This window comes from Mesorhizobium tamadayense (genome assembly GCF_003863365.1).
GTDB classification, from domain to species: domain Bacteria; phylum Pseudomonadota; class Alphaproteobacteria; order Rhizobiales; family Rhizobiaceae; genus Mesorhizobium; species Mesorhizobium tamadayense.
Genome location: NZ_RQXT01000035.1, coordinates 39,963 through 64,769, shown reverse-complemented (window position 1 = coordinate 64,769; position 24,807 = coordinate 39,963). Strand labels below are relative to the sequence as shown.

Genomic DNA, 24,807 nt, shown 5'->3' with positions numbered 1-24,807 from the left:
AAGACAGATCCGACGGAGGCTGAGCTAGCGGGACGCCCCGCAGAGCTCGGAATTCTGTTCGAGCCGCGTGATCGTTCGTCAATTCCGTTCAGCCTCCGTTCAGCCACGGTCTTCTATTAACCTTTGCTAAAGCCGATCCGCATCCCCCGAAAAATACGCGGGCCGGCGCGAAGGAGACCGAAAATGAACCGAATTCTCAAGACCGCCATTCTGACCGCAGGCATTGCCGCGACCAGTTTGACCACCTTCTCGGCGGCAAATGCTGACGATTGGCGCTGGCGTCGTCATCATAACGGGCATGGCGATACCCTCGCCGCCGGCGTTGTCGGCCTGGCGGCGGGCGCCCTCATCGGTAGCGCGCTCAGCAACCCCGGGCCGAGATACTACGATCCGGCCTACGATGACGGCTATTATGTCGACCGGCCCGTTCGCCGCTACTACGTTCAGCCGCGTGTCGTCTATGCCGACCGCTATGCCGAGCCGTGGACCCGCGACTGGTACGAGTATTGCTCGGACCGCTACCGCAGCTTCAACTCGCGAACCGGCACATTCACCGGCAACGATGGCGAGCAGCATTTCTGCGTCGCCAACTAAGTAATTCTTGAGTTCCCTTTCCCAGGCAAAAAAGCGAAGCGCCGCCCTCCAGCGGCGCTTTTTCTTTGCGGAGAGGATCAGGTCAAGAAGGGATTGGTCCGGCGCTCCTCGCCGAAGCGGCCGCCCGGACCGTGGCCGCAGATGAAGCCGATATCGTCGCCGAGCGGCAGAAGCTTATCCTTTATCGAGGCGATCAGCGCGGCGTGATCGCCGCCCGGCAGATCGGTGCGGCCGATCGAGCCGCGAAACAGCACGTCGCCGACATGGGCGAACTTGGCCGCGCGGTCGTAGTAGACGACATGACCCGGCGCATGCCCCGGGCAATGCAGCACCTCGAACACATGCGCCCCAAACGAGACCGTGTCGCCTTCGCTGAGGAAACGGTCCGGAATGCAGTTTCGCACGGGATCCGCGAGCCCGAAACGCCTGGCCTGGTTCTCGAGGTTGGCAAGCAGCGGCCGATCGGCCTCGTGCGGGCCGACGATGTCGATGCCGAGCGCATCCTTCAGCTCCATCGCGCCGCCGGCATGATCGATATGGCCGTGGGTGATCCAGATCGCCTCCGCGGTGATCGCATTATCCTTGAGCGCCGCCAGTATCTTGTCGACATCGCCGCCGGGATCGACGACGACGCCGTTCCTGTCGTTCATGTCGAACAGGATGGCGCAGTTCTGCTGGAAGGGCGTGACCGGCACAATGCCGGCATTGAGTTGACCCATGACTTTCCTTCCCCACGGACTTTCCTTCGAAGTGTCGCCCTGATGTAGAGAGCACGGCGGACTGCGTCCACCGTCAGCCCGAGCGAATGATCCTCGAAAAGAAATGGGCGGCCGTAGCCGCCACCAAATGCTTGAAAAGAAATGGGCGGCCGTAGCCGCCCATGGCGAACCCCGAAAAGGACGGGCCTATTTCTTCATCGCGCCCATGACCGCGCCGATGATGGCGGTCAGGATGGCGCCGCCGCCGGCGCCGCCGACGATGTTCTGCACGTTCAACGCGCTGCCCAGTCCGCCCGCCGCTGCCGCGGCCGCCGCCGGATCGACCGTGCCGCCGCCGAGCAGGCTGCCGAGAATGGCCGCGCCGCCGACGCCGCCGATGGCGCCACCGAGGATCTTGGGAAGCTGACCCAGTGCCGCCGTTTTCAACGCCGCGCCGACTGCCTGACCGCCGATAATACCCGTAATCACCTGAATAACGATCGCAACGAGCGTGTTCGTATCCATGTACCTAGTCCCTCCATAGCCGCCAGCCTCCTCGGGCCGACGCCATCATGAGACGCCGAATTGTTCGAAAGTCAAATGCGCAGGCGCTTAAATAAAAGGGGCGGCCCGAAAACCACCCCTGTTGCACAAAAAAGCTGTGACTATCTCTATTCTGCAGCAATGGCGTGCTTTGGTTGCACTGCAGCAGAATAGTCATTCATCAACGTCTTTGCGATCTCGCCGACCTCGAATCGATACGGACCGATCTCCGAAACCGGGGTGACTTCCGCGGCCGTGCCGGTGAGGAAGCACTGCTCGAAGCCTTCGAGCTCTTCCGGCATGATGACGCGCTCGATCACCTCGAAGCCACGATCCGCGGCAAGGCCGATCACGGTGCAGCGGGTGATGCCGTCGAGGAAGCAGTCAGGCGTCGGCGTATGGAGCTTGCCGTCCTTGACGAAGAAGATGTTGGCGCCGGTGGCCTCCGCCACCTGGCCGCGCCAGTCGAGCATCATGGCGTCGGCGTAGCCCTTGGCCTCGGCGGCATGCTTGGAGAGCGTGCAGATCATGTAGAGGCCGGCAGCCTTGGACTTGGACGGCGCGGTGCGCGGGTCGGGCCGGCGCCATTCGGCGACGTCGAGGCGGATGCCCTTCAACTTCTGCGCCGGGTCGAAATAGCTCGGCCATTGCCATATGGCGATGGCGCAGTTGATGCGATTGTTCTGCGCCGAAACGCCCATCTGCTCGCTGCCGCGCCAGGCGATCGGGCGCACATAGGCGTCCTGGAAGCCCTGCTTCTTCAGAAGCGCGCGGCAGGCCTCGTCGAGCTCGGCGACCGAATAGGGAATCTTGAAGCCGAGCAGGCGCGCCGATTCATGCAGGCGCTCGTTGTGCTCGGTCAGCTTGAAGATCTGGCCGCCATAGGCGCGCTCGCCCTCGAAGACGGCGCTGGCATAATGCAGGCCGTGGGTCAGCACGTGGATCTTGGCGTCGACCCATTTGACGAACTCGCCGTTCATCCAGATGAAGCCGTCCAGTTGGTCGAAGGGAACGGATGCCATGGAAACCTCCCGCGGGCGGGCGCCCGCAAATCGTTGTGTCATATGGCGTTTCGTGTCAGCCGCGCCACAGGGTCCGAAACGCCGGCCGGTGCCTGGAAACGTAGGCGGATATTCAATCCATGGCAAACTCAGGAAGTTCCGGAAAAACGGCTTCCACTTGCCTTTTCGTTCGCAATCCGCCGAAAAGCTTGTCAAAAATTATCATTGTCGGGAAATTACGTCAATAGTACTGACATAATCCCCGCTTGGCACGGAGACATGATGACGGATCGAAGCCCCGCAGCCGGAAAACCGATCAGGACGGCGATCACCGACGAGGACGGCATCGACTTTGCCATCATCGAGTTGTTTTTCTTCGCCTATCGCGACTTCACCTCCGATCCCGACCAGATCCTTGCCGATTACGGCTTCGGCCGCGCCCATCACCGCGTGCTGCATTTCGTCAACCGCAGGCCCGGGCTGACGGTTGCCGAGTTGCTCGACGTGCTGAAGATCACCAAGCAGAGCCTGGCGCGGGTGTTGAAACAGCTGATCGACACCGACCATATCGTCCAGGTGCAAGGCCCGCGCGACCGCCGGCAGCGCGAGCTCTACCCGACCGCCAAGGGCCGCGCGCTGGCGCTGGCGCTGGCACGGCCACAGTCGCGCCGCATCCGTGCTGCATTGGAGGATTCCGGGACCGCCGAACGCGCCTCGATCGAAAGATTCCTGGAGGCGATGGTCAATCCGGAACTAAGGGCGCAGATCAACATTGTGCCTGCGCAAACATCGGGGAAGAAAAATGGAGACCACTGAGAAGGTTGATCATCCGGCAGCGCCCGGCGATGATGCGCCGCATCTGCTGGTGGTCGATGACGACACCCGCATCCGTAATCTGCTCAAGCAATATTTGTCCGAGAACGGTTTCCGCGTCACTGTTGCCGGCAACTCCGGCGAGGCCCGGCGCAAGCTCGCGGGGCTCGACTTCGACCTGCTCGTGCTCGACGTCATGATGCCTGGCGAAACCGGCGTCGACCTCACCAAGGCGCTGCGGGCCGAGAAGAACGTGCCGATCCTGATGCTGACCGCGCTGTCGGAAACCGACAGCCGCATCACCGGACTGGAGGCCGGCGCCGACGACTATCTGCCGAAGCCCTTCGATCCGCGTGAGCTCATCCTGCGCATCAACAACATCCTGCGCCGCGGCGGACCGGCGGCGACGCCGAAGGTCGAGCAGCTCGTCTTCGGCCCTTACACGTTCCAGATCGCCAAGCGCGAGCTGAAGCGTGGCGGCGAGGCGCTGAAGCTGACCGACCGTGAGCAGGAAATCCTGGCGATTTTCGCGGCGCGTGCGGGCGAGACCATACCGCGGCACGAGCTCGTCGGCGACGAATCGGATGTCGGCGAGCGTACCATCGATGTCCAGATCAACCGGCTGCGCCGCAAGATCGAGCGCGATCCGTCCAATCCGGTGTGGCTGCAGACCGTGCGCGGTATTGGGTATCGGCTCAGCGTGGAATAAACTGTTCTAAGGCATGTCGCCCAAAAGTGGTCATCGGTTTTGGGATAACGGCATGCAAACCAAAGAAGCGAAGCGCGCCAAGTACGGCGCGCTTACGGCCCTTTGCTGAACGGCCATCGACGAGCGGAAGGGCGAATGGCGACCACGCAACTGGAAAAGCCCAAGGGCGGTGGCCGCGGCGATCTTGCGCTGCGGACGCTGAGGGCGATGCCGCGCGCCTGGAACCGGTTCTGGCGCCTGGTCGCGCTCTACATGCCGAAGCGGCTCTATGCCCGCTCCCTGATCATCGTCATCGCGCCGATGATCCTGCTGCAGTCGGTCGTCGCCTTCGTCTTCATGGAGCGCCACTGGCAGACGGTCACCCAGCGCCTGTCGCAAGCGACCGTCCGCGACATCGCCGCCATCATCGACATGATGGAGACTTATCCGCACGACGCCGATTACGCCAACATCATCCGCATCGCCCAGGACCGCATGCAGTTGAAAGTGGACCTGCTGCCGCCCGATCCGTTGCCGGCGCCCGGGCCGAAGCCGTTCTTCTCAATCCTCGACGAGGCGCTGTCGTCGGAGATCACCCGGCAGATCAACCGTCCCTTCTGGATCGACACGGTCGGCAATTCCAACATCGTCGAGGTCCGCGTCCAGCTCGAAGGCAAGGTCTTGCGCGTCTTCGTGCGCCGCAGCCAGGCCTATGCTTCCAACACCCACATCTTCCTGATCTGGATGGTCGGCACCTCGCTGGTGCTCTTGATGATCGCGATCCCGTTCCTGCGCAACCAAATAAGGCCGATCCTGACCTTGGCCGAAGCCGCCGAGAGCTTCGGCAAGGGGCGGCCGATGCCGCGCGATTTCCGTCCGCGCGGCGCGGAGGAAGTGCGTCGCGCCGGCTTCGCCTTCATCCAGATGCGCGAGCGCATAGAGCGCCAGATCGAACAGCGCACCGCCATGCTGACCGGCGTCAGCCACGACCTCAGGACCATCCTCACCCGCTTCAAGCTGCAGCTGGCGCTGGCCGGCGGCAAGGCCGAGACCAAGGCGGCGCTCAACCAGGACATCGACGACATGCAGTCGATGCTGGAGGGCTATCTCTCCTTCGCCCGCGGCGAGGCGGCCGAGGATACCGGCCGCTTCGATCTCGACGCCTATTTCCAGAAGCTGGGCGAGGAAGCGCGGCTGCGCAAATGCAAGCTGTCGACCTCGCTGACCGGCGATCCGACCGTGCATGTGCGGCCGAACGCCTTTGCCAGGCTGATGTCCAACGTCATCGGCAATGCCTTCCGCTACGCCAAGACCGTCGAGGTCCATGCCAACCACGGCCGCGGCTCGCTCACCATCACCATCGACGACGACGGCCCGGGCATCGCGCCCGACAAGCGCGAAGAGGTGTTCAAGCCATTCCTGCGGCTGGATGAGGCGCGCAATCTCGATGCCAGCGGCACCGGCCTCGGCCTGTCGATCGCTCGCGACATCGCCCGCACCCATGGCGGTGATATTACGCTTGAAGACAGCCCGCTTGGCGGTTTGCGCGCGGTGATCAAGGTGCCCGCGTAATCGGAGCATGATCCCGAACCGAAGGTCAGCGTAGCAAAAAGTGGAAACCGGTTTTCGGACAAGATCATGCTCAATCAAACTACTGCTTCATGCGCCCGTCATGAAATCATGGTCAAGAGCGCGCATGAAGCGCGCGACCTTTACCGATTCGGCCATGCCGCCCCGCTTCGATCCCGCGCCTGTCCGGGTGCGCTGGAGCGAAGCGCGAGCCGCTGCCTGGTCGCCGTTCCGCCAGCGTGCCGGCGCGCTCAAGAGCCCCTCCAAAGGACCGTCATGCGAATCCTGATGGTCACCGATGCTTGGCGGCCGCAGGTCAACGGCGTCGTCCACACGCTGGAGCGGCTAACCGAAACGCTGAAATCCTACGACGTCCAGGTCGATTTCCTGACGCCCAACATCTTCCGCACCTTGCCGCTGCCGACCTATCCGGACATTCGGCTCGCGTTGACGACTCCAGGTCATGTCGCCCGGCTGATCGATGCGCGCGAGGCCGACCACATCCACATCGTCACCGAAGGTCCGCTCGGCATCATGGCGCGCCGCTATTGCCGCAAGGCCGGCCGTCCCTTCACCACCAGCTACCACACGCGCTTTCCCGAATATCTCAGCGCCCGCCTGCCGGTGCCGGAAAGCTGGGCCTATAACTGGCTGCGCGACTTCCACAATTCCGGACAAGGCACGCTTGTCGCCACGCAGTCGCTGGCCGACGACCTTGCTTCGCGCGGCTTCAACAAGCTGAGGCCCTGGACGCGTGGAGTCGACACCGATCATTTCCGGCCGGACAAGCGCAAGGACACGAGCTTCCCCCGCCCCATCTTCCTTTGCGTCGGCCGCGTCGCGATCGAAAAGAACCTGACCGCCTTCCTCGATCTCGACCTCCCCGGCAGCAAGGTGGTGGTCGGCGAAGGGCCGGAGCTGGCAAAGCTCAAGGCCCGCTATCCGAACGCGCATTTCCTCGGCCATCGCCCGAACGACGAACTGGCCGAGATCTACGCATCGGCCGACGCCTTCGTCTTTCCGAGCCGCACCGACACCTTCGGGAACGTCATAATCGAGGCGCTGGCAAGCGGCACTCCGGTCGCCGCCTATCCGGTGACCGGGCCGATCGATATCGTCGGCGACGGTGTTGGCGGGGCGGTGTCCGAGGATCTGCGCGAGGCTTCGCTGAAGGCGCTTCACATCGACCGGGTGGAGGCGCGCCAGCGCGCCATGCGCTACAGCTGGAAGGCCTGCGCCGAGATGTTCCTTGACGTGGTCGAGGAAGCGCTGGGCAGGACGCAAGCTGGAGGACTGGCACCCACCTTCGTCATCCACGGGCGAAGCGGCGGCAAAGCCGGCGCGCAGACCCGAGGATCCATGCCCTGATCTGTATGCGTTCGCTGCGGGGGAGAATCTACGCCATTGAAGGAGCGGCGAAGCGACCATGCTCGGTGGAGCAGACGAGGAGATAAGCGCCGTTCTGGGCCGTCAGCAATCTTCGGCCGATGTAACGGCACAGGATCCCATGGTCTCCGCAACGGAGCTTCGCTACCGTTCCGCCCGTGGATGACGAGGTCTAAAATAGCCGCCCTCCGTTCGGCACCTTGCGCTCGATGGCGCCGAGCACGACGGCGCCCTCCTCGTCGGGAAAGCCGAGCGTCAGCACCTCCGACATGAACGGGCCGATCTGGCGCGGCGGGAAGTTGACGACCGCGAAGACCTGCCGGCCGATCAGCGTTCCCGGCGTGTAGTACTTGGTGATTTGCGCCGATGACTTCTTCACCCCGATCGCCGGGCCGAAATCGATCTTCAGCTTGAATGCCGGCTTTCGCGCCTCCGGGAACGGCTCGGCCTCGATGATCGTGCCGGCACGAATGTCGACGCGGTCGAAATCGGCAAAGCTGATCTCGGGTTTGCGCTCGCTGCTGGAACTCATCGGCGGTATCTGACGCGCTCAGGCGTTTCCATGCGTTTCGAACAGCACGCTCGACAGCGCGTCCTTGGCCGACGTGCCCGACCAGACGACGAACTGGAAGGCCTGGAAATAGCATTCGCAGGCCTCGAGCGCCGACGACAGCAAGACCTCGACCTGCTGGCTCGAAGGCTCGACCCCGCCGGCAAGCAGCAGCGACTGGCGGAACATGATCGCGCCTTCCTGCTCCCACAGGTCGAAATGGCCGAACAGCATCTGCTCGTTGATCAGCGACAACAGCCGCATCACTTCGAGCGCGCGCGTCTCCGGCACCTTGATGTCGAAGGCGCAGGCCAGATGCAGCGCCTCGAAATCCTCCATCCAGGAGAAGGAGACGTGATAGTCGGTCCAGCTGCCGACGACAGAAATGGAAATCTCGTCGTCGCCGGCGCGTTCGAAGGACCAGTCGTTGTTGTGGGCCACCTGCTCGATGACATCCACCGGGTGGATTTCACGGGAGAATTCGAGTTCGAGGAGTTCCATGAATGCTTCCTGTGTTCAGGGGAGCGCCACACGCTCCGCGGGGCACACACGACGAACAATCTTGTCTAGAACTCGGACGGCCGGGGCTTCTCAAACGCAAAAACCTCAACCGGACCCCACCGCCCGGCGCATGATCCCTGCTCCGAATCATGCAACAAATTCAGTCTATTGATCGGGAGTCGCGTGAACAGCCCAATTTTTCGCACTGCGTCATTCGCATGTGGAAAGCCGCTGTCAAAAAGATTCATGCAATGCCGGTAAGCGATTCACGGCAAAGCGATTTTTCGGATCGCGCTTTGTGGAAAAGTTTAAAGATTATTTTTTTGATCGAGGCTTCGCCGCGGCCGCCGGTGCGGCCTGCCCGGTCAGTTCGGCCAGCTTCGCCTCAAGCGCTTCGACACGCGCCGCAAGCTGGATGTTGTCTTCCCTCGCCTTGACGGCCATCTCGCGCGCCGCCTCGAACTCCTCGCGCTGCACCACATCCATGGAGTTGAGGATACGCTCGGCCTGGCCCTTGAAAGCCGTCTCCACCTCGCGCCGCACGCCTTGCGCGGCGCCCGCGGCATCCGTCATCAGCTTGGCGAACTCATCGAGAATGCGGTTCGGTCCGTTCGACATGGCAGATCCTCGCTTTGTTATTTTGACGTAGTGGCGCGTGGCGCGGAATGCAAGCGCGTCCGAGGCCGCTGCGGCATCAAGCTGGGTTTGCTGGGTCAGTAATTGCTACTATTCTGAAGGCATGTCAGAGGGCATCATCATGACCATCAGCGCGGATGTGCAGAGACGCCTTGCCGCAATCGATGCCGCGCTCGCCAAAGGTATCGCCGACGCCGACGCAGGACGGGTAAAGCCCGCCGAAGATGTGCTTGACCGCTTGGAGGCCAAATATAAGGCATTGGCAGAGACCAAGCGCAGAGCAGCCAGATAGGCGTGACAGCTTACTTCCCAGCCGTGGCGCCGCCTTGCCTTGACCCCGCCAAAACCCTGCCGCATGGTCCGCGCCCGAACATGACCGCGCCTTGGAGACCCTGTTGAGCGAATATTTCCTGCTGCCGCTGGCCTCCCTGCCCTTCCCCAACATCGATCCGGTCATCTTCCATATCGGACCGCTGGCGGTGCATTGGTATGGTGTCGGCTACATCGTCGGCATCCTCTTTGCCTGGTGGTACGCCAAGCGGCTGGTCACCAATACCGGCCTTTGGCCGGACGGCGAGCTGCCGATGAAGCCCGAGGATCTTGACGATTTCATCGTCTGGGCGGCGATCGGCGTGGTGCTCGGCGGGCGTACCGGCTACGTGCTGTTCTACGACCTGCCGCGCTATATCGCGCATCCGCTCGACATTTTTGCCGTCTGGCAGGGCGGCATGTCGTTCCATGGCGGCCTGCTCGGCGTCATCCTGGCCATGACCTTGTTCTCGCTCAAGCGCGGCATCCACACCTGGACGCTGTTCGACGTCGTCTCCGCCGGCGTGCCAGTCGGTCTTGGGCTGGTGCGTGTGGCCAATTTCATCAATTCAGAGCTTTGGGGAAGGCCGACCGACATGCCCTGGGCGATCGAGTTCCCCAATGGCGGCCCGTTCACCCGCCACCCCAGCCAGCTCTATGAGGCGCTGCTTGAAGGCCTCGTGCTGTTCCTGGTGCTGCGCTTCCTCACCCATTCTCGGCTGAAGCTCGGGACGCCGCGCTTCGTCGGCGGCGCCTTCATCTGCGGCTACGGCCTGTCGCGCATCTTCGTCGAGTTCTTCCGAGAGCCCGACCAGCAGATTGGCTATCTGCTCGGCACCAATTGGCTGACCATGGGCATGATCCTGTCCACGCCAATGGTGCTCGCCGGCATCTGGGCCATGGCGACGGCAAAGCCGATGACGCAGCCGCAGGCGGCATGACCCGGCAGAAGGACCGCATCGTCGACCTTATCGGCGCCGTGGGGCCGATCCCGGTCAGCGAATACATGGCGCTCTGCCTGTTCGACCCTAAGCACGGCTATTACACGACCCGCGAGCCCTTTGGCGCCGCCGGCGACTTCGTCACCGCGCCGGAGATCAGCCAGATGTTCGGCGAGCTTGTCGCCGTCTGGCTTTACCAAGCATGGGAGGGTGCCGGCCGGCCGCTCCCCGCGACCTTCGCCGAAATCGGTCCCGGTCGCGGCACGCTGATGAAGGACATGTTGCGCGCCTGGTCGCGCCTCGATCCGTCGCTTGCCGCCGAGGCTTCCTTTGCGATGATCGAGATCAGTCCGCGCTTGACCGAAATCCAGAAGGAGACGCTTGCCGGCCAGCATGCGGCCCCGACCTGGCACCAGACCATCGACACGCTGCCGCAACAGCCGCTTTTCATCGTCGGCAACGAGTTGTTCGACGCGGTGCCGATTCGCCAGTTCGTCTATGTCGGTTCAGGCTGGCGCGAGCGCGTGGTCGGCCTCGACGATGCCGACAACCTCCATTTTTTCGCCGGCGCGGGTTCCGTCGACCCGGCGCTGCTGCCGGCCGGTGCAGCGAATGCGCCGCAAGGCGCGATCGTCGAGGTGGCGCCTGCTCGCGCCGCGCTGATGGCGGCGATTGCCGAGCGCATCGCCGGCCACGGCGGCGCGGGGCTGTTCATCGACTATGGCCATCTTGAGCCCGGCATCGGCGACACATTGCAGGCCGTGCGCAGGCACGATCACGAAGATGTGCTGGCCAATCCCGGCGAGGCCGATCTCACCGCCCATGTGGACTTCTCTGCCCTGGCCGCAAGCGCCCGGGCGCACGGCCTCGACGCCGAACTGACCACGCAGGGCGAATTCCTGCTCGGCATGGGCCTGCTCGAGCGCGCCGGCGCGCTCGGCGCCAAGGCCGATGACGGTGAGCGGCAGGCGATCTCCGACGCCGTCGAACGCCTCGCCGGCCCCGATGCGATGGGCCATCTGTTCAAGGTGATGAAGATTTTGCCGGCGGCGAAAACGGGCTGATGTCCGCCGGCGACCCGTGCAAGCTGGTTGCCACGTGCCCGAACTTCGCCTTGACGAAACGGCCTGCGCGGACAACAAACCCATCCATGCTGAATCAGACCAGACCCGATCCAGTACGCTCGCCTCTGCTTGAGAAGGCGCCAGGCATACGCCACGGCTATTTCACCCGCATCGGTGGTGTCTCCGGCGGCATCTACCAGGGCCTCAATATCGGCACCGGCTCCAGCGACGATCAGGCGCTGGTCGCCGAGAATCGCCGCCGCGTCGCCGACTGGTTGGGCGTGTCGGCGGATCATCTGCTCACCGCGCACCAGGTCCATTCGCCCGATGTCGTCATCGCCAGGGAGCCTTTTGCAAGCCCCCGACCCAAAGCCGACGCCGTCGTCACCGACCGGCCGGGCATCGCCGTCGGTGCCTCGACGGCCGATTGTGGGCCGGTCCTGTTCGCCGACGCCGAAGCCCGCGTCATAGGCGCGGCCCATGCCGGCTGGAAAGGTGCCTTCACCGGCGTGCTCGAAAACACCATTGCCGCGATGGAAGGCCTTGGCGCCCGCCGTGAGCGCATCGTCGCCGTGCTCGGCCCTTCGATCGGCCCAAACAATTACGAGGTCGGGCCCGAATTCGTCGCCCGCTTCGTCGAGGCCGACGCCGGCAACGCGCGCTATTTCAGGCTGTCGGCCAATTCCGGCCACTCGATGTTCGACCTTAACCAATATACGGTCGACCGGCTGCGCAAAGCCGGCGTGACCGCCGAAGGGCTCGGCCGCTGCACTTACGCGGAAGAAGATCTTTTCTATTCCTACCGGCGCACCACCCACCGCAAGGAAGCGGATTACGGGCGCCAGGTTTCGGCAATCGTTCTGGAGAAAGAGTAATGGCGCTGCATTTCGAACGTTCGGAATTCGACGCGCGGCGCGACCGGCTGCTGATCGAGATGGCCGAGAAGAAGCTCGACGCCGTGCTTTTGTTCGCGCAGGAGACCATGTATTGGCTGACCGGCTACGACACGTTCGGCTTCTGCTTCTTCCAGTGCCTGGTGGTGAAGGCCGACGGCTCGATGGTGCTGCTCACCCGCTCGGCCGATCTGAGACAAGCGCGCCACACCTCGACCATCGACAACATCGTGCTGTGGACCGACCGCGACGGCGCCAATCCCGCGATCGACCTGCGCAACCTGCTCAACGACCTCGATCTGCTCGGCGCCCGTATCGGCGTCGAGTACGACACGCATGGCCTGACTGCCTACAATGGCCGCCGCGTGGACGAGCAGTTGCAGACCTTCGGCCAGATCGCCGATGCGTCCGGAATCGTCGGCCGGCTGCGCCTCTTCAAGAGTCCGGCCGAGATCACCAAGGCCGAAAAAGCCGCAAGCCTCGCCGACGATGCGCTCGATGCCGCGCTGCCGCTGATCAAGCAGGGCGGCGACGAAGGGCTCATCCTTGCCGCCATGCAAGGCGCCATCTTTGCCGGTGGCGGCGACTATCCCGCCAACGAGTTCATCATCGGCTCCGGCCTCGACGCCCTGCTCTGCCGCTACAAGGCCGGGCGCCGCAAGCTCACCAAGAACGATCAGTTGACGCTCGAGTGGGCGGGCGTCTTCCATCATTATCACGCGGCGATGATGGGCACCGTTTTGACCGGCAAGGTTTCGAAGCGCCATCAGGAACTGTTCGACGCTGCCCGCGCGGCCCTGCTTGCGGTCGAGAAGGCGATGACGCCGGGCAACACCTTCGGCGACGTCTTCGATGCGCATGCCCGCACGCTCGAGGCGCACAATCTGACCAAGCATCGGCTGAACGCCTGCGGCTATTCGCTCGGCGCCCGCTTCACCCCGTCCTGGATGGATATGCCGATGTTCTACCAGGGCAATCCGGAGCCGATCGCGCCCAACATGACGCTGTTCGCGCACATGATCATCATGGACTCCGAAACGGAGACAGCGATGACGCTTGGCCGCACCTACCTCACAACGGAATCGGCGCCGAAGCCGCTCTCCCGCCATGATCTCGACTTGATCGTACGGTGAATCCATGATGGTTGGTTCACGCGGGGGCGTTCGCCGCCAGGGAGTTTTCGGGCAAATGAGACGATCGCGGGTGACGACCGTGTCATTGCTTGCGGCGCTGGCGCTTGCCGCTTGCACCAACGCCAAGGATGTCCTCGATCCTTCTGCCGTCACCCCGCCGGCAGGCTCGGCCCAGTCCTTGCCTGCCACGCAAGGGACGTCGGCCACCACGTCGCCGACGACGACCGCGCCAGCACCGACGGCTTCGACGCCCGGCCGGACCGCCGCCCTTGCCAAGACCCGACTGCAGGTGGCGCCGCTCGTCGGCGCCTCGGTGGAGGCCGCAGCACCCTTGACGGCCGAACTGCAGGCGCGCGCCAAACAGCGCGGCGTGACGCTTGTTGGCAGCACCGACCAGACGGCGACGCATGTGCTGAAAGGCTATTTTTCGACGATGTCCGAAGGCAAGGACACCACCGTCATCTACGTCTGGGACGTCTACGACCCCTCGGGCAATCGCCTGCATCGCATCAACGGCCAGCGGAAGGCACCTTCCGTCGGCAGCACCGAGGGCTGGCCGGCGGTAGCACCCGCTACCATGCAGGCGATCGCTGATCAGACCATCGACCAGTTCACCGCCTGGCTCGGCAGCGGCGGCGCCGGCTAGTGCGACCTGTTGTGTTGCCGGCTTGCGATGCCCGACGGCCTTTGTTGCACCTTGTCGAAGGATTCCCGATCACGAGGCTTGCAATACCGGCGCGGGCCGCTAAAAGCCCGCATAAAAGGCTCATGAGAGTCTGTCCGGTCTCTCCATCCTTCACCAGGAACGGTGCATGAAGCTTTTCGCGGGCAATTCCAACAGGGTGCTGGCCGAAGCGGTCGCTCGCTATCTCAACGTCCCGCTGGGTAAGGCCAGCGTCCGGCGCTTCGCCGATCAGGAAATCTTCGTCGAGATCCAGGAAAATGTGCGCGGCGAGGATGTCTTCATCCTGCAGTCGACCTCCTATCCGACCAACGACCACCTGATGGAACTGCTCATCATGATGGACGCCTTCATGCGCTCCTCGGCAAAGCGCATCACGGCGGTGATCCCCTATTTCGGCTATGCCAGGCAGGACCGCCGCGCCTCCGGCCGCACGCCGATCTCGGCCAAGCTCATCGCCAACATGATCACCCGGGCGGGCGCCGACCGCGTGCTGACGCTCGACCTTCATGCCGGCCAGATCCAGGGCTTCTTCGATATTCCGACCGACAATCTGTTCTCGGTGCCGGTGATGGCCCGCGACGTGAAGGCGAAATACAAGCAGCTTGGCAACGTCGTGGTGGTGTCGCCGGACATTGGCGGCGTCGTGCGGGCGCGCGCGCTTGCTAAACGCTTCGATGCGCAACTCGCCATTGTCGACAAGCGTCGCGAGCGCCCCGGCGAATCCGAGGTCATGAACATCATCGGCGCCGTCGCCGGAAAGGACTGCCTGCTGATCGACGACATCGTCGATTCCGGCGGCACGCTCTGCAACGCGGCCGATGCGTTGCTCGCCAACGGCGCGACCAGTGTCACCGCCTACATCACCCATGGCGTGCTCTCGGGCGGCGCGGTCGCCCGCATCGCCGGCTCGAAGCTGCAGGAGCTGGTGATCACCGATTCCATTCAGCCGAGCCAGGCCGTGCTCGACGCGCCCAACATCCGCGTCATCTCGATCGCCGACCTGATGGGCGAAGCGATCTCGCGCACGGCGACCGAGGAATCGGTCTCGAGCCTGTTCGACTAAAGCAGGTCGCGTGAAAAAGGATTCACCCGACCTGCATTAGGTTAGGTCTTTGATTTTACGCATGTCTCTGTCCCGAAACCGCTGCACACTTTCGGGAGACATGCTTTAAACTACGGCGCTGCTGGCCTGAACCGAGCCGGCCAGCCGTTTCATTCCTTCGCCTGCCTCGCGCGCGCCGCGCATATAGCCGCGCGGCGAGGTGCCGAGCATGCGCTTGAACATGGTGATGAAGGCCGGCACGCTGTCATAGCCGAGATCGAGCGCCACCCTGGTGATGGGCTCGCCGTCGGCCAGCCGGGGCAGCGCCGCGAACAGGCAGGCCTGCTGGCGCCAGGTCGACAACGACAAGCCGGTCTGGCGGTGGAAGGCGCGGGTGAAGGAGCGCCGGCTCATGCCAGCGGCATCCGCCCATTCGTCGATCGTCGCATGCGGCGAGGGAGCGGCGACAAAGCGCCGGCAAAGTGCTGCCAGCTTCGGATCCGCCGGGAAAGGCAGGCCGAGCGGCCGCTCCGGCAGGTTCGGGATCTCGTGCAGCAAGAGCCCCATGATCAATCCGGCGCGCCCTTCGAGCTCGCCGCCCTGCGGCAGCTTCTCCGATTCCACGATCAGGCTGTGCATCAGCTCGGTGATGCCGACGACGCGCAAGCCCTCCGGCAGGCCGGGAATGGCGTCTGGCGTGACATACACCGAGCGCATCGATACATCGCCCAGCATCTCGACGGAATGCTCGATGCCGGCCGGTATCCACATCGCGTGGTCGGGCGGCACCATCCAGCGACCGTGCTTCGTCGTCACCAGCACCACGCCGACCAGCGCATGCAGCAACTGGCTGCGGCTGTGGCGGTGCCGCGGCACGTGGTAGCCATCGGGATATTCGGTCGGCAGCGCGACCGCCGGTCCGATCGCCTCTTCCAGCCATTGCCAGCGACTTTCGAACAGGCGGCCGAGCTCGGCGGCGTCGCCTCTGAAGATTTCCCGTCCGTGCGGCATCGGATGTGGCCCACTTGCGAAACTATTGGACCAAACCACGAAAGAAGTCGCCATTCAAGCAGATTATAAGGCGAGCGTCCTATAAGGCCGGCTGCGGTTCGCCGCCAAGAAGACCACGGAGCATCGCCTTGACCGATACGACCGCCACCTCCGTCGCCGCGCCAGCGACGGCAAGCCACACCTCGGCGCAAGCGACGGCCTTCACCGTCATTCTTGCGGTGAGCTTCTGCCACTGCGTCAACGACATCATGCAGTCGCTGCTTTCGGCCATCTATCCGCTGCTCAAGGACAATTACGGTCTCGACTTCTGGCAGATCGGCCTTTTGACCTTCACCTTCCAGGTGACGGCCTCGCTGCTGCAGCCGGTGATCGGCATGATCACCGACAAGCGGCCGATGCCTTATTCCTTGCCTTGGGGCATGGCCTCGTCGCTGGTCGGGCTGGTGGTGCTCGCGCATGCCGGCCATTACTGGCTGCTCCTGATCGGCGCCTCGCTGATCGGCATCGGCTCGGCGATCTTCCATCCGGAATCCTCGCGCATCGCCCGCTTCGCGTCCGGCGGCCGCTTCGGCCTGGCGCAGTCGCTGTTCCAGGTCGGCGGCAATTTCGGCCAGGCAATGGGGCCGCTGCTCGCCGCCTTCATCGTCGTGCCTTTCGGCCAGGCCAGCATTTCCTGGTTCGCCGTCGGCTCGCTGATCGGCATCGTCGTGCTGTGGCAGGTGGGCGGCTGGTACAGCCGGCTGCGCGCCTCGATGGCCACCCGCAGGCAGGCAAGCCACCTCTCGCCCTTCCCGCGCAAGAAGGTGATGGGCGCGCTGGTGGTGCTGACGCTGCTGGTGCTGAGCAAGAACGCCTATATCGCCTCGCTCTCCAGCTACTACACCTTCTACGCCATCCATAAGTTCGGCGTTTCGGTGCAGATGTCGCAGGTGATGCTGTTCCTGTTCCTCGGCGCCTCGGCGCTGGGCATCCTGCTCGGCGGCCCGTTTGGCGATCGCTATGGACAAAAGGCGATGATCTGGTTCTCGATCGTCGGCGTGCTGCCGTTCACGCTGGCGCTGCCCTACGCCAATCTGGAATGGACGATGGTGCTCACCGTGCTGATCGGCCTGATCCTGTCGTCGGCCTTTTCCAACATCGTCGTCTTCGCGCAGGAGCTTGTGCCCGGCCGCGTCGGCATGATCGCCGGCATTTTCTTCGGCTTCGCCTTCGGCATGGGCGGCATTGCCGCAGCGGTGCTCGGCGTCATCGCCGACATGAAGGGCATCGACTTCGTCTACCAGATCTGCTCCTACCTGCCCTTCCTCGGCCTGCTGACGGTCTTCCTGCCGAATATGAAGGAAGCGCGGAAGGCCTGAGCCGGCCACGCCGAACGAGTTCCAGAGATCAAAGCACCCGCCTGATGGCGGGTACCCGCCTAATGGCGGGTGCTTTTTTGTTTCCGCTGGGAACTCAGGCCTTGAAGAAGGCCAGCAGATCCGCGTTGATCACGTCGGCGTGGGTCGTGGCCATGCCGTGCGGAAAGCCCTTGTAGACCTTGAGCTCGCCCTTCTTGAGCAGCTTGATCGCAAGCATCGCCGAATCCGCGATCGGCACGATCTGGTCGTCGTCGCCATGCATGACCAGCACCGGCACGTCGATCTTCCTCAGGTCCTCGGTGAAGTCGGTTTCCGAGAACGCCTTGATGCAGTCGTAATGCGCCTTGGCGCCGCCCATCATGCCCTGGCGCCACCAATTGTCGACGACGCCTTCCGACACCGTCGCGCCCGGGCGGTTGAAGCCGTAGAACGGGCCGGCCGGAACGTCGCGGAAGAACTGGGCGCGGTTCGCCGTCAGCGCCGAGCGGAATCCGTCGAACACCTCGATCGGCAGGCCGCCGGGATTGGCCGGCGTCTTGAGCATGATCGGCGGCACCGCGCCGATCAGCACGGCCTTGGCGACGCGGCCTCCGGAGCCGTATTGGGCAACATAGCGCGCCACTTCCCCGCCGCCGGTCGAATGGCCGACATGGATGGCGTCCTTGAGGTCGAGATGCGCGACAAGCGCCGCGACGTCGGCGGCGTAGGTATCCATCTCATTGCCGGTGTCGGTCTGGCTGGAACGGCCGTGGCCACGGCGGTCATGGGCGATGACCCGGTAACCCTTGGAGAGGAAGAACAGCATCTGGGCGTCCCAGTCGTCGCTGCTCAATGGCCAGCCATGATGGAAGACGACCGGCTGACCGGTTCCCCAGTCCTTGTAGTAGATTTGCGTTCCGTCCTTGGTGGTGATCGTGCCGCTGCCCGAACCGGCCTTGTGCGAAGCCTCAGTCATTTGCAATCTCCGTTTTTGTTTGACATCACGATAAATAGTATCGCGATAACGATATGCGTAACGCAAACGGCGGTTCGTGTCCACAATAATATATATCGCGATATCATTTTTTGTGGTACAGATGGAACAACGCAGGAAAAGGAATTCCGCCGTGCCGCTACCGTTGGACAATCAGCTCTGCTTCGCGCTCTACGTCACCAGCATGGCGATCAACCGCACCTACAAGCCCATGCTCGACGAGATGGGGATCACCTATCCGCAATATCTCGTGCTCAATGCGCTTGGCGAAGCAGACGGCATGTCGGTCGGCACCATCGCGCGACGGCTGGCGCTGGAGTCGAGCACCGTCACGCCGCTGGTCAAGCGAATGGAACAGGCGGGGCTGGTGACCCGTCAGCGCAGCCATGCCGATGAGCGGCAGGTGCAGGTCGACCTCACCGCGGCCGGCCGGGCGCTGCTCACGCAATGCAATTGTCTGGGCGAAACGCTGATCGAGCGCTCGGGCATGAGCTTGGCGGAGATCGATGCTCTCACCCGCAAGGTCTGGGCTCTGCGCGATGCGCTGGGCAGCGACCAGCCGGCCGACGCCGCCTGACAGCCGAGCACAATCCCGGCCTCAATGCAGGCCGAACTCGCGCAGCAATTCCTCGCGGTAGCGCACGAAGCGGCTTTCGCTGCGGTCGCGCGGGCGCGGCAGGTCGATTTCGATCAGCCTTGCCGCACCGCCCTTCTCCTTGGGCAGGATCAGCACCCGGTCGGCGAGATAGATCGCCTCCTCCAGGTCATGGGTGACCACGACCATGGTGACGTTCTCCTCGTTCCAGATGCGCGCCAGTTCCTCCTGCATAGAGATCTTGGTCATGGCATCGAGCGCCCCGAGCGGTTCGTCGAGCAACAGGATCTCGGGCTGCACCGTCAACGCCCGTGCGATGCCGACGCGTTGCGCCATGCCGCCCGAGAGCTGCCTTGGATAGGCATCGCCGAATTCTGCCAGGCCGACCAGCGCGATATAGAAGCGCGCCCGCTTCTCGGCATCCGCCTTGGGCACGCCGCGCACTTCGAGTCCGAAGGCGACGTTGCCGAGCACGGTCAGCCAGGGCAGCAGGCGCGGCTCCTGGAAGATCACCGCCCGCTCCTCGCCGACACCCTCGATCTCTCTCCCGTCGATCGCGACGGCGCCACCATCGGCCCGCTCCAGCCCGGCCAGGATGCGCAGCAGCGTCGTCTTGCCGGAACCGCTGGCGCCGACGATGACCAGGCATTCGCCGGACCGGATATCGAGGTTGAGCGAGCGCAGCACCGCGAGCTGGCGCCCGCCGAGGCTGAAGGATTTCGAAAGGTCGCGTATCGTGACCTCGCCGCCGCGTGCGCTAGCCATGGCGCGTGCCTCCATGCTCAGTTGGTCTTGGTTTCGCCGGGGCGATAAAGGATGTCGGCGGCCTTGAGCTTGCCTTTCGGCAAGCGGCCGTCGCGTTCGAGAATGCTCACCCAGAAGTCGACGTCGCGGTTCGTGACTGCCGCCTTCTCACGCAGGCCGAAGCCCGTCCAGTAGCGCGCCAGATCGCCATTCTCGCCGCGCTTGTTGAGTACGTCGGCAAGCAGCTTGCGCGCCTCGTCAGGGTTCTGCCGCGACCAGTCGGCAGCGCGCGCCGACTGCTCGACGAAGTTGCGGGCGGCGTCGGGATTGGCGGCGATGAAGTCGCGCCGCAGCACGACGAAACCGCCCGCGATCTCGCCGAGCACGTCAGTGTCGTTGAAGACGCCGCGCACGCCGCCATTGCTGACCAGCTGGCCGGCGAAGGTTGCCTGCCAGTAGCCGAGGCCGGCGACATCGACTTGACGCGAGCGCAAGGTCTGCTCGAGCTGCGGTCCGGGCACCACGACCAGCTTGGCGGCATCCGGCGGCAGGCCGACGCCGTGCAGCGCCTCGCGCACCGTATAGTCGAGATGGGCGCCAAGCGTGTTGACCGAGATCGTCTTGCCGGCAATGCCGGCGATCGATTTGATAGGGCTGTCTTCGAGCACGTAGAAGACGCTTTTCACTTGCCTGTTGATACCGTTGCTAGGGTAGGCAGCGACGAAGTCGTTGCCGCCGGCGATCGAGTTGATCACGGCCGGCGTCGCGGCCGAGCCCAGGTCGACGCTGCCGGAGGCGAGCGCGAACAGCGATTCCGGACCGCCGCTGGAATAGCCGACATTCTCGATCTCGATGCCGAGGCCTTTGAAATTGCCGAGCGCGTCCGCCAGCTCATGCGGGGAGATCCCGCCGCGGCTGGCGAGGTAGCGTATCTTGACGGAAGCGGCTTGCGAGCGTGCAATCGAAGGCAGGCCGATGGCGACGATGCCGGCGGCAAGCGGGGCACGCAGGAGAAGCGAACGGCGTGTGATGGTCATGGTCCAGCCTTTCATGGCTTCAGGGGTGACGGTGAGGGATCGACCGCTCAGCCGACGGTGCTGCTCCAGCGGCAGAGCCGCCGCTGCAGGCCGACCAGCGCCTGGTTGGCGATCAGGCCGAGCGCCGCAAGGATGACGATCGCCGCGAACATCAGCGGGATCTGGAAGTTGTATTGCGCGTTCATCACCTGGAAGCCGATGCCCTTGTTGGCGCCGATCATCTCCGAGGCGATCAGCAGCAGCAGCGCGGTGGTGGCGCCGAGCCTCAAGCCGACGAAGATCGAGGGCACGGCCCCGGGCAGCACGACGCGGCGGAATATGGTCAGCCGCCGGGCACCATAGACGCGCGCCATTTCGAGCAGCTTCGGGTCGACCTCTTTGACACCACTGATGGTGTTGAGCAGCAGCGGAAACAGCGTCGCCCAGAAGATGACGAACACCTTGGAGGCTTCGCCCAGTCCCAACAGCAGGATGAACACCGGATAGAGCGCCAGCGCCGAGGTCTGGCGGAACAGCTGCAGGATCGGATCGAGCGCGGTTTCCACCGCCCGCACCTGGCCCATGATGAGGCCGAGCGGGATGGCGACGATGACGGCCGCAGCGAATGCAAGGCCGGCGCGCTGCAGACTGATGGCGATGTCGCCGAGCAGGCCGCCGCCGGCGAGCCCCTTCCACAGTGCTGCGACGATCGCGTCGATCGGCGGCAGCACTGCCGCGTTGACCCAGCCGCTGCTTGCCGCCACCTGCCAGAGCGCGAGGAAGCCGAGAAGCACGCCATAACGCGACAGGATCCGCGCCGAGGTCCGGCCGGCCAGCCGCAAGGCCTCCGACCCGAAGCCGTTGCCGCCGTCATGCCCGCTAATGCCGATCGGACGTTCGATGTGCTGCAAAGTCATCGTCTTGCCTTTCCTTTTCAGGGGATCATTCGGCGGCGAGCACGGTCGAGCGGGCGACCGTCCACGGGTTCTCCGGCCGCCTGAGGCCGAGATTCTCGCGCAGCGTCCTGCCCTCATAGGCGGTGCGAAACAGGCCGCGCCGCTGCAATTCCGGGATGACCAGATCGACGAAATCGTCGAGCGCGCCGGGCAGCCAGGGCGGCAGGATGTTGAAGCCGTCGGCGGCTTCGCTGGTGAACCATTCTTCCAGTTGGTCAGCGACCTCCGTGGCGCGGCCGATCACCGTGTAATGGCCGCGTGCGGTCGCCACCCATTGATAGAGCTGGCGGATCGTAAAATTGTGCTCGTCGGCGATCTGGCGGATCAGCGCCTGCCGGCTCTTCATGCCTTCGGTTTCCTTGGCTACCGGCAGCGGGCCGTCGAGCGGGTAATCCCGGAGATCGAGCGTCTGGCCTGCAAGCGCGTTGAGCAGCGCCACGCCATCTTCCGGCAGGATCAGGTCGTTCAACTGCTGGTACTTGGCGCGGGCCTCCTCCTCGGTGCGGCCGACGAAAGGCGCCACGCCCGGCATGATCAGCACCTGCGCCGGATCGCGGCCGGCCGCCGCCACGCGCGCCTTGATGTCGCGGTAGAATTCCTGCGCCGATGCCAAGCCCTGATGTGCGGTGAAGATCACCTCGGCCGAGGCCGCGGCGAGCCTGCGACCATCCTCGGACTGCCCCGCCTGCACCACCACGGGGTGGCCCTGCACCGGACGCGGCACGTTGAGCGGCCCCTTGACGCTGAAATGATCGCCCTTGTGGTTGATGTCGTGCAGCTTGTCCTTGTCGTAGAAGCGGCCGGTCTTCTTGTCGCGGATGAAAGCGTCGTCTTCCCAGCTGTCCCACAGCGCCTTGACGGTCTCGACATGCTCATGCGCCCGCGCGTAGCGTTCGGCGTGGTTGGGTTGGACGTCGCGGTTGAAGTTGCGCGCCGTGTCGTCGCCGGCCGAGGTCACCACGTTCCAGCCGGCGCGGCCGTTCGACAAAAGGTCGAGCGAAGCGAATTTGCGGGCGAGCGTGTAGGGCTCCTCATAGGTGGTCGAGGCGGTGGCGATGAAGCCGAGATGCGTGGTCAGCGGCGCCAGCGCCGCAAACAGCGTCACCGGCTCGAAACCGGCGATCTTGGCGTTGCCGCCTTCACGGGCGCCGAGCCCCACCGTCAGATTGTCGGCCAGGAAATAGGCATCGAACAGGCCGCGCTCGGCGGTCAGCGCGAGCTTTCGGTGGAACTCGAAATTGGTCGCACCGTCGGCCGGCGAGTCCGGATGGCGCCAGGCCGCGACATGCTGACCGCCGCCGGGCAGAAAGGCGCCAAGCTTGATCTGTCTGGACTTGCTGGGGCTGGTCATGGTGGGTCCCTCGCGTTCGAAACGATTGTTTGGACGTCAGGCCGCGAGGCCGACGCTGCGGGTGGCGCCAACGACATTGACAACCTCGGCCACCGCCTGATGGGCGCGGGCATAGATGGCTTCCGACACCAGCACACCGTCGGCGAAATCCTTGTCGGAGGCGTAGATCGCGCTCGGAATGGTCAGCGCCTCGAAGAAGCCGAACAGCGGCCGCAACTGGTGCTCGACGATCAGCGAGTGACGCTCGCCGCCGCCGGTCGCCGCCAGAACGACCGGCTTTCCGCGTAGCGAAGACGGATCGAGCAGGTCGAACAAATGCTTGAAAAGGCCTGTGTAACTGCCCTTGAAGGTCGGCGATCCCGCCACCAGCACATCGGCGTTGACCATCTGTTCGACGATGGTGCGGGCGGCCGGGTCGAGGTCGCAGAGGCGCCGCGCCGGAGGAAAGGACGAACCGAGGTCCTCGATGTCGAAGACCGCGGGAGTTGCACCAATCCGGCCGGCGACCTCGCCGGCAATGTGGTTGATGAACGCCTTGGTTTTCGACGGACGGGTCAGGTTGCCGGATATCCCCACCACCAGCTTCTTCGTCATCTCGGCTCTCCTCGCGACGTTTATCCATTAAGTCTACCGATTTTATATAATTAAAGGAGCGAGAAGATTTCAAAACGAGCTTGGCAGAGGGATTGAGTTTGCGTCCTTTCGCCGTTGATTGGTTCAGCGGATGCGGAGTTCCGGCCCGCGTCCCATCACCGGGACGGTGCGGCTATCGGCCATTTCCGCTACGGATCGGCCAGGGCCGCGTCGGCGGCGGTCCTTCAAAAAGGACCGTTCAGATCGCCGCTCAGTCCAGCACGGCTTCGCGTTTGACCGGTGGCAGTGGCGGCGCTTCCAGCCCGTGGAACGGATCGCGCCAGGCCTCGATATCCTCAAGCCGGCGATACCAGCGGCTGACAAACGGATAGTCGTCGAGCGGCAGCCAGGCGGCATCGTTGAAAGCAAGAAACGTCGCCATGCGGAAATCGGCGTAGGAAACGGAATTGCCGACCAGCCACTCCCTTTCACAAAGCACGACATCAAGGAGGGCGGCGGATGTGTGGAATACTCTAAGCCCCTCCTCCACCAAGGCCTTGTCGATCGGCCCTAAACCCCAACGCTGTTTCGTGCCGCGCTCGAAATGCACCATGTCGGTGGCCCTGACGAAGTTCTCCTTGCCCCAGCTCAGCCACCGGATCATCTCGGGTTCGTCGTCGCCGCCGCGCCAGAAATCCGAATGCGCATCGCGCGAAAGCCGGCAGGCTATGGCATCGGCCTCCCAGAGGCTCCATCCCGGGCCGACCAGTATGGGCAGCGTCAGATTGGGGTTGAGCGCGCGATAGCGCTCGGCCTGCCCCGGCGCCGTGGGCGAAGCGAATTCGAACGCGACCTCCGCCTTCAGATAGCGCGCCACCGCGACCGCAAGGCGAGGATTAGGATTGCGGCTGAACAGAAGTTTCATGTCGATCTCCAAAGGTCTGTCGAATGCCTGCCAAGGACGATTGAAAACGGACCGATGCTACATCACGGACGCAGATGGCAATTGGCGCGACCCGCCAGATCCAACTTTGCACCGGCCGGGAGCGTTGACTATGCTCTGCCCGGTAGGCCGGATGTCTTCGCGTAAATCTTGGCCAAAGGCCTCCGGCTCAACGGCTTGCGCCTCTCGCCGCCTTCCGCTATAGAGCCGCCACCCGCGTAGACACCCTTGGAGGCAACGC

General features: G+C 64.0%; 29 protein-coding genes. 15 read left to right on the top strand and 14 right to left on the bottom strand.

Annotation, left to right across the window (positions count from 1 at the left end; genetic code table 11):
- Positions 1–183: 183 nt before the first annotated feature.
- On the top strand, positions 184–594 hold the full coding sequence (locus tag EH240_RS24495) for a BA14K family protein (RefSeq protein ID WP_125003426.1): 411 nt from the start codon (positions 184–186) through the stop codon (positions 592–594).
- Positions 595–671: 77 nt separating this feature from the next.
- Here the strand turns inward: EH240_RS24495 and EH240_RS24490 are convergent, their stop codons facing one another.
- The 3 genes from EH240_RS24490 to EH240_RS24480 all read right to left on the bottom strand — a co-directional run bounded on the left by EH240_RS24490 (position 672) and on the right by EH240_RS24480 (position 2,857).
- Complete coding sequence (locus EH240_RS24490; RefSeq protein WP_125003424.1) at positions 672–1,313, bottom strand: MBL fold metallo-hydrolase; 642 nt, start codon at positions 1,311–1,313, stop codon at positions 672–674.
- Between the two features lie 186 nt (positions 1,314–1,499).
- Positions 1,500–1,817: a hypothetical protein gene (locus EH240_RS24485; protein ID WP_125003422.1), complete on the bottom strand. Its 318-nt coding sequence runs from the start codon at positions 1,815–1,817 to the stop codon at positions 1,500–1,502.
- A gap of 146 nt (positions 1,818–1,963) precedes the next feature.
- Positions 1,964–2,857, bottom strand: a complete 894-nt coding sequence (locus tag EH240_RS24480; RefSeq protein ID WP_125003421.1) for a branched-chain amino acid aminotransferase — start codon at positions 2,855–2,857, stop codon at positions 1,964–1,966.
- Positions 2,858–3,118: 261 nt separating this feature from the next.
- Here EH240_RS24480 and EH240_RS24475 point away from each other — a divergent pair, with 261 nt between their 5' ends.
- The 5 genes from EH240_RS24475 (at position 3,119) to EH240_RS24460 (ending at position 7,274) form a co-directional block, all read left to right on the top strand.
- Positions 3,119–3,652, top strand: coding sequence for a MarR family winged helix-turn-helix transcriptional regulator (locus EH240_RS24475; RefSeq protein ID WP_167484138.1), 534 nt, complete (start codon positions 3,119–3,121; stop codon positions 3,650–3,652).
- On the top strand, positions 3,639–4,358 hold the full coding sequence (locus EH240_RS24470) for a response regulator (protein WP_059188911.1): 720 nt from the start codon (positions 3,639–3,641) through the stop codon (positions 4,356–4,358). The genes EH240_RS24475 and EH240_RS24470 overlap by 14 nt, the downstream gene beginning before the upstream one ends.
- 135 nt (positions 4,359–4,493) lie before the next feature.
- Positions 4,494–5,909, top strand: a complete 1,416-nt coding sequence (locus EH240_RS24465) for an ATP-binding protein (RefSeq protein WP_125003417.1) — start codon at positions 4,494–4,496, stop codon at positions 5,907–5,909.
- A gap of 124 nt (positions 5,910–6,033) precedes the next feature.
- Complete coding sequence (locus EH240_RS38135; protein ID WP_167484137.1) at positions 6,034–6,195, top strand: hypothetical protein; 162 nt, start codon at positions 6,034–6,036, stop codon at positions 6,193–6,195.
- A complete protein-coding gene (locus EH240_RS24460) occupies positions 6,183–7,274 on the top strand; it encodes a glycosyltransferase family 4 protein (RefSeq protein WP_245436333.1) in 1,092 nt (363 codons plus the stop codon). The genes EH240_RS38135 and EH240_RS24460 overlap by 13 nt, the downstream gene beginning before the upstream one ends.
- A 190-nt stretch (positions 7,275–7,464) precedes the next feature.
- On the opposite strand, the gene EH240_RS24455 is transcribed toward EH240_RS24460, so the two are convergent.
- The 3 genes from EH240_RS24455 to EH240_RS24445 form a co-directional block, all read right to left on the bottom strand.
- Positions 7,465–7,824, bottom strand: coding sequence for a tRNA-binding protein (locus EH240_RS24455; protein WP_125003415.1), 360 nt, complete (start codon positions 7,822–7,824; stop codon positions 7,465–7,467).
- Positions 7,825–7,842: 18 nt separating this feature from the next.
- Positions 7,843–8,343, bottom strand: coding sequence for a type III secretion system chaperone family protein (locus tag EH240_RS24450; RefSeq protein ID WP_125003413.1), 501 nt, complete (start codon positions 8,341–8,343; stop codon positions 7,843–7,845).
- A 315-nt stretch (positions 8,344–8,658) separates the two neighbouring features.
- A complete protein-coding gene (locus EH240_RS24445) occupies positions 8,659–8,961 on the bottom strand; it encodes an accessory factor UbiK family protein (protein ID WP_125003411.1) in 303 nt (100 codons plus the stop codon).
- 139 nt (positions 8,962–9,100) lie between these two features.
- On the opposite strand from EH240_RS24445, the gene EH240_RS38130 reads away from it, so the two are divergent.
- The 7 genes from EH240_RS38130 (at position 9,101) to EH240_RS24415 (ending at position 15,067) form a co-directional block, all read left to right on the top strand.
- Positions 9,101–9,271, top strand: coding sequence for a hypothetical protein (locus tag EH240_RS38130; RefSeq protein WP_167484136.1), 171 nt, complete (start codon positions 9,101–9,103; stop codon positions 9,269–9,271).
- Positions 9,272–9,374: 103 nt separating this feature from the next.
- Positions 9,375–10,229, top strand: a complete 855-nt coding sequence (gene lgt / locus EH240_RS24440; RefSeq protein ID WP_125003409.1) for a prolipoprotein diacylglyceryl transferase — start codon at positions 9,375–9,377, stop codon at positions 10,227–10,229.
- Positions 10,226–11,293 carry a class I SAM-dependent methyltransferase gene (locus EH240_RS24435; protein ID WP_125003407.1) on the top strand — a complete coding sequence of 356 codons (1,068 nt, stop codon included), beginning with the start codon at positions 10,226–10,228 and terminating at the stop codon, positions 11,291–11,293. Before lgt ends, EH240_RS24435 begins: the two co-directional genes overlap by 4 nt.
- 86 nt (positions 11,294–11,379) lie before the next feature.
- Positions 11,380–12,168: a peptidoglycan editing factor PgeF gene (pgeF, locus tag EH240_RS24430; protein WP_125003405.1), complete on the top strand. Its 789-nt coding sequence runs from the start codon at positions 11,380–11,382 to the stop codon at positions 12,166–12,168.
- Positions 12,168–13,319 carry a M24 family metallopeptidase gene (locus EH240_RS24425; protein WP_125003403.1) on the top strand — a complete coding sequence of 384 codons (1,152 nt, stop codon included), beginning with the start codon at positions 12,168–12,170 and terminating at the stop codon, positions 13,317–13,319. Before pgeF ends, EH240_RS24425 begins: the two co-directional genes overlap by 1 nt.
- A 55-nt stretch (positions 13,320–13,374) precedes the next feature.
- A complete protein-coding gene (locus EH240_RS24420; RefSeq protein ID WP_125003401.1) occupies positions 13,375–13,965 on the top strand; it encodes a hypothetical protein in 591 nt (196 codons plus the stop codon).
- A 166-nt stretch (positions 13,966–14,131) separates the two neighbouring features.
- Entirely contained in the window at positions 14,132–15,067 is a 936-nt protein-coding gene (locus EH240_RS24415; protein ID WP_125003399.1) for a ribose-phosphate pyrophosphokinase, read from the top strand.
- A 105-nt stretch (positions 15,068–15,172) separates the two neighbouring features.
- Here EH240_RS24415 and EH240_RS24410 read toward each other — a convergent pair whose 3' ends face one another.
- Positions 15,173–16,057, bottom strand: coding sequence for an AraC family transcriptional regulator (locus EH240_RS24410; RefSeq protein ID WP_125003397.1), 885 nt, complete (start codon positions 16,055–16,057; stop codon positions 15,173–15,175).
- Between the two features lie 128 nt (positions 16,058–16,185).
- On the opposite strand from EH240_RS24410, the gene EH240_RS24405 reads away from it, so the two are divergent.
- The gene (locus EH240_RS24405) at positions 16,186–17,415 is read left to right on the top strand and encodes an MFS transporter (RefSeq protein WP_167484135.1); all 1,230 of its coding nucleotides are present in this window, start codon (positions 16,186–16,188) and stop codon (positions 17,413–17,415) included.
- A gap of 94 nt (positions 17,416–17,509) precedes the next feature.
- Here EH240_RS24405 and EH240_RS24400 read toward each other — a convergent pair whose 3' ends face one another.
- Positions 17,510–18,370 (bottom strand): alpha/beta fold hydrolase, encoded by an 861-nt coding sequence (locus EH240_RS24400; protein ID WP_125003395.1) that lies wholly within the window; start codon positions 18,368–18,370, stop codon positions 17,510–17,512.
- Between the two features lie 151 nt (positions 18,371–18,521).
- On the opposite strand from EH240_RS24400, the gene EH240_RS24395 reads away from it, so the two are divergent.
- On the top strand, positions 18,522–18,965 hold the full coding sequence (locus EH240_RS24395) for a MarR family winged helix-turn-helix transcriptional regulator (protein WP_125003394.1): 444 nt from the start codon (positions 18,522–18,524) through the stop codon (positions 18,963–18,965).
- Positions 18,966–18,986: 21 nt separating this feature from the next.
- Here EH240_RS24395 and EH240_RS24390 read toward each other — a convergent pair whose 3' ends face one another.
- The 6 genes from EH240_RS24390 to EH240_RS24365 form a co-directional block, all read right to left on the bottom strand.
- Positions 18,987–19,748 carry an ABC transporter ATP-binding protein gene (locus EH240_RS24390; protein WP_125003392.1) on the bottom strand — a complete coding sequence of 254 codons (762 nt, stop codon included), beginning with the start codon at positions 19,746–19,748 and terminating at the stop codon, positions 18,987–18,989.
- 17 nt (positions 19,749–19,765) lie between these two features.
- Positions 19,766–20,764 carry an ABC transporter substrate-binding protein gene (locus EH240_RS24385; RefSeq protein ID WP_125003390.1) on the bottom strand — a complete coding sequence of 333 codons (999 nt, stop codon included), beginning with the start codon at positions 20,762–20,764 and terminating at the stop codon, positions 19,766–19,768.
- 47 nt (positions 20,765–20,811) lie between these two features.
- Positions 20,812–21,660: an ABC transporter permease gene (locus tag EH240_RS24380; RefSeq protein WP_125003388.1), complete on the bottom strand. Its 849-nt coding sequence runs from the start codon at positions 21,658–21,660 to the stop codon at positions 20,812–20,814.
- A gap of 25 nt (positions 21,661–21,685) precedes the next feature.
- Positions 21,686–23,050, bottom strand: coding sequence for an LLM class flavin-dependent oxidoreductase (locus EH240_RS24375; protein WP_125003385.1), 1,365 nt, complete (start codon positions 23,048–23,050; stop codon positions 21,686–21,688).
- A gap of 36 nt (positions 23,051–23,086) precedes the next feature.
- A complete protein-coding gene (gene msuE, locus EH240_RS24370; RefSeq protein WP_125003383.1) occupies positions 23,087–23,644 on the bottom strand; it encodes an FMN reductase in 558 nt (185 codons plus the stop codon).
- Positions 23,645–23,894: 250 nt separating this feature from the next.
- Positions 23,895–24,548 carry a glutathione S-transferase family protein gene (locus tag EH240_RS24365; protein WP_125003381.1) on the bottom strand — a complete coding sequence of 218 codons (654 nt, stop codon included), beginning with the start codon at positions 24,546–24,548 and terminating at the stop codon, positions 23,895–23,897.
- Positions 24,549–24,807 lie beyond the last annotated feature (259 nt).

Bases quoted from the DNA above. Each gene is read 5' to 3' on its own strand.
- EH240_RS38130 (WP_167484136.1), top strand. From the start codon at position 9,101: ATGACCATCAGCGCGGATGTGCAGAGACGCCTTGCCGCAATCGATGCC.
- EH240_RS38135 (WP_167484137.1), top strand. From the start codon at position 6,034: ATGAAGCGCGCGACCTTTACCGATTCGGCCATGCCGCCCCGCTTCGAT.
- EH240_RS24490 (WP_125003424.1), bottom strand. From the start codon at position 1,313: ATGGGTCAACTCAATGCCGGCATTGTGCCGGTCACGCCCTTCCAGCAG.
- msuE (WP_125003383.1), bottom strand. From the start codon at position 23,644: ATGACGAAGAAGCTGGTGGTGGGGATATCCGGCAACCTGACCCGTCCG.
- EH240_RS24425 (WP_125003403.1), top strand. From the start codon at position 12,168: ATGGCGCTGCATTTCGAACGTTCGGAATTCGACGCGCGGCGCGACCGG.
- EH240_RS24375 (WP_125003385.1), bottom strand. From the start codon at position 23,050: ATGACCAGCCCCAGCAAGTCCAGACAGATCAAGCTTGGCGCCTTTCTG.
- EH240_RS24470 (WP_059188911.1), top strand. From the start codon at position 3,639: ATGGAGACCACTGAGAAGGTTGATCATCCGGCAGCGCCCGGCGATGAT.
- EH240_RS24415 (WP_125003399.1), top strand. From the start codon at position 14,132: ATGAAGCTTTTCGCGGGCAATTCCAACAGGGTGCTGGCCGAAGCGGTC.
- EH240_RS24450 (WP_125003413.1), bottom strand. From the start codon at position 8,343: ATGGAACTCCTCGAACTCGAATTCTCCCGTGAAATCCACCCGGTGGAT.
- EH240_RS24485 (WP_125003422.1), bottom strand. From the start codon at position 1,817: ATGGATACGAACACGCTCGTTGCGATCGTTATTCAGGTGATTACGGGT.
- EH240_RS24420 (WP_125003401.1), top strand. From the start codon at position 13,375: ATGAGACGATCGCGGGTGACGACCGTGTCATTGCTTGCGGCGCTGGCG.
- EH240_RS24365 (WP_125003381.1), bottom strand. From the start codon at position 24,548: ATGAAACTTCTGTTCAGCCGCAATCCTAATCCTCGCCTTGCGGTCGCG.
- EH240_RS24495 (WP_125003426.1), top strand. From the start codon at position 184: ATGAACCGAATTCTCAAGACCGCCATTCTGACCGCAGGCATTGCCGCG.
- pgeF (WP_125003405.1), top strand. From the start codon at position 11,380: ATGCTGAATCAGACCAGACCCGATCCAGTACGCTCGCCTCTGCTTGAG.
- EH240_RS24435 (WP_125003407.1), top strand. From the start codon at position 10,226: ATGACCCGGCAGAAGGACCGCATCGTCGACCTTATCGGCGCCGTGGGG.
- EH240_RS24390 (WP_125003392.1), bottom strand. From the start codon at position 19,748: ATGGCTAGCGCACGCGGCGGCGAGGTCACGATACGCGACCTTTCGAAA.
- EH240_RS24380 (WP_125003388.1), bottom strand. From the start codon at position 21,660: ATGACTTTGCAGCACATCGAACGTCCGATCGGCATTAGCGGGCATGAC.
- EH240_RS24460 (WP_245436333.1), top strand. From the start codon at position 6,183: ATGCGAATCCTGATGGTCACCGATGCTTGGCGGCCGCAGGTCAACGGC.
- EH240_RS24455 (WP_125003415.1), bottom strand. From the start codon at position 7,824: ATGAGTTCCAGCAGCGAGCGCAAACCCGAGATCAGCTTTGCCGATTTC.
- EH240_RS24465 (WP_125003417.1), top strand. From the start codon at position 4,494: ATGGCGACCACGCAACTGGAAAAGCCCAAGGGCGGTGGCCGCGGCGAT.
- EH240_RS24475 (WP_167484138.1), top strand. From the start codon at position 3,119: ATGACGGATCGAAGCCCCGCAGCCGGAAAACCGATCAGGACGGCGATC.
- EH240_RS24445 (WP_125003411.1), bottom strand. From the start codon at position 8,961: ATGTCGAACGGACCGAACCGCATTCTCGATGAGTTCGCCAAGCTGATG.
- EH240_RS24480 (WP_125003421.1), bottom strand. From the start codon at position 2,857: ATGGCATCCGTTCCCTTCGACCAACTGGACGGCTTCATCTGGATGAAC.
- EH240_RS24400 (WP_125003395.1), bottom strand. From the start codon at position 18,370: ATGACTGAGGCTTCGCACAAGGCCGGTTCGGGCAGCGGCACGATCACC.
- EH240_RS24385 (WP_125003390.1), bottom strand. From the start codon at position 20,764: ATGACCATCACACGCCGTTCGCTTCTCCTGCGTGCCCCGCTTGCCGCC.
- EH240_RS24410 (WP_125003397.1), bottom strand. From the start codon at position 16,057: ATGCCGCACGGACGGGAAATCTTCAGAGGCGACGCCGCCGAGCTCGGC.